At 50.0% G+C, this 2280-nt stretch carries 3 protein-coding genes; all 3 read left to right on the top strand.

Annotated elements, in window-relative coordinates; all coding sequences use genetic code 11:
• Nucleotides 1-222 precede the first annotated feature (222 nt).
• The 3 genes from ACNRUY_RS26260 (at nucleotide 223) to ACNRUY_RS26250 (ending at nucleotide 2027) form a co-directional block, all read left to right on the top strand.
• Nucleotides 223-492 (top strand): VOC family protein, encoded by a 270-nt coding sequence (locus ACNRUY_RS26260; protein WP_488114621.1) that lies wholly within the window; start codon nucleotides 223-225, stop codon nucleotides 490-492.
• Between the two features lie 161 nt (nucleotides 493-653).
• Nucleotides 654-1301 (top strand): hypothetical protein, encoded by a 648-nt coding sequence (locus ACNRUY_RS26255; RefSeq protein WP_488114620.1) that lies wholly within the window; start codon nucleotides 654-656, stop codon nucleotides 1299-1301.
• A gap of 36 nt (nucleotides 1302-1337) precedes the next feature.
• Complete coding sequence (locus tag ACNRUY_RS26250; protein ID WP_488114619.1) at nucleotides 1338-2027, top strand: hypothetical protein; 690 nt, start codon at nucleotides 1338-1340, stop codon at nucleotides 2025-2027.
• The last annotated feature ends 253 nt before the right edge of the window (nucleotides 2028-2280 follow it).

Here is a 2280-nt window from a genome sequence, read left to right as displayed (position 1 = left end):
CCGGAAATACCTTGTGCATCACCGGCAATGGGTGAGGGCGGCAGAGTTTTATGGAGGACACCGATCTGCTCTGGGGACATCATGGGTATGGACTTCAGGATGTCTTGGAATTGCTGAGGTTTCATGGCTGGAACTCCACTTTACACGACAATTCTCATGCTCAGGGAGTATAGACCATGTTAGCAACATTTAATTTGAACAGCGCCCGGACACCCGGTTATTATGGAGCATCCCGGCGGGGTTGTGATCAACCTTCTGGGCCCTGCCAACGGAGAGGAAAGTGGCAATATCCTTATGGATACCCCGAAAAAACACACCGGAATCACCCACATTGCCTTGACGGTCCAGTCTCTTGATCAGGCCCGGGCTCTGATGGAACAAAACAACATTGAAATCACCGGCTCGTTTACCTTTAAAACCCTCTCAGCCATCTTTATCCGGGATCCGGATCGCACTGTCATAGAGCTGGATGAATGGGCCATGATTGAATAATAAATCAGCCAACTCCGGACTTTCCTTCAATCATAGAGGAAAAACCGTTCAACTTATTCAAAGATAAAGTAAACATCAATTGTCGCTAATGAATCGATCTGCAAGAGTCGTTAGGATGACCCAGGGTGATGTCACCTGACCCTGAATACAGGAGTATAATAATGATTTACTCACTTCCCTGCGACCAGGCGGCCGTTGAGCTATCCCGTATTTATCAGAAAGTCTCCAGTAACGGGGACACTCTGCAAAGCAGAGAGAACGTCAGTAACAGTGATAAAGTTTCCAGTGTAGCCGATGCCATAGGCTCCCTGGGAATGATTTTGAGTGCAATAAAAAAACCTTCCGGCGACCAGAACACACTCTCTTTTTCCATCAAAAATGATTCAGAGCATGTGATCGTTCCCTATCGGACACGCTGTAATGGCGATTTTTACGCCACCGCAAATCTGGACATCATCACGCCCAAACAAAACTCAAATGTGGATTTCAATATCAATACGGCATTTGATGGCAATGTGGATGTTTATCTGGACTTTGCCGTCTGTGGGCAAAACGAATTATCCACCCCCTGCTCCATTCACATCACCAAAACCGATCACGGTGAAATTTCGCCCTATAGCATCACTGCCAATGGCGAACATGCGTATTTCGACCGTAGCGAACAATCAGACTCAGCCAGCCATACTTCTCTCACCTATGCAGCCTATGTGGGAGACAACGATGAGCCTTCCTTTGGCGTCTCGGTGGTCGGTTCGGTTTTAAACGCCCACGCAGTGGGTATTACCATCACCCCCTGGCTTCAGGTTTAACCCAGTCAAACCGGAAAAGAATAAAGGAGCAGAGCCATGTCAACCAATGAACAAAGCTCAAACCCCGGAGTGATGACCTATGCCGATGGCCCAGAAGCGGCCATGGAAGCCGGCAAGCGGGTCTGGGCACACCTCAACCGTATGGACACCGAAGAGGAAAGCTATAGCCGTACCCTCGGAGCTTTTGGCCCAATCGGGGCGGTAGCAAGCCTGGTGACCGCGGGTGTCAACCTGGCCCTTGGCGGCCGGAATATGAAACGCAAGAGCTCTGACACCCACAACCTGTCAGTCACGCTCAACAACTTTACCCCTTACACCTTCATTATTCGCGAATTAATCAATGTTGATAACGCGACTCTGAAAGCCCCTGCCGTCTGTGCAGGAGAAAGCGCCACCATTGAACTTGGCACCCGCAGCTATTCGGGCAGCGCTAATAAGGACAAAGGGCCAAGCATCGTCATGACCATTGGCGATGGCTCTTATCAAGTCTCCCTGGAAGTGAAATTCATCGACTCCACCACCGACGGCTATTCAGGGCAGATTCGACTGCGCATGATTTCAGCGTCGGGTTCGGGCGCTGAAGACCTATCGGGAGAAAAGAGCAATAAGGATATGAAGTATCCCTTCTACACCTATCGCTCCAACGATAACCGGCCAAGCTTTATGGTCACATCCAGCCCGGTCAGCAGTGGCGATGCCGATGTTTCCGTGACCATCATGGCCTGACTTACAGACAGAAATGCACATCTTCTGGAGGGTGAGTTTGCTGACATTTGCCCTCACCCAAACACCCCTCCCAGAGGGCTGTCTCTTAGTCACATCTCCACACCTCTTGTCATTCGGTAGGTGTGGAGGCGGTCTTGTAGTTTTGCCCAGCCTTTCCATACGACCAGCCATCCAGGTATGCCTGTACGTTTTGAATCACACCAGCCACCCACTTTTGCAATGGTGTGGAGAAACCAAGTCAATGTAGGTACTT

The organism is Endozoicomonas sp. Z74 (genome assembly GCF_057680865.1).
Note: the sequence above shows the minus strand (reverse complement) of the source record. Positions and strands in the feature narration are given on the sequence as shown.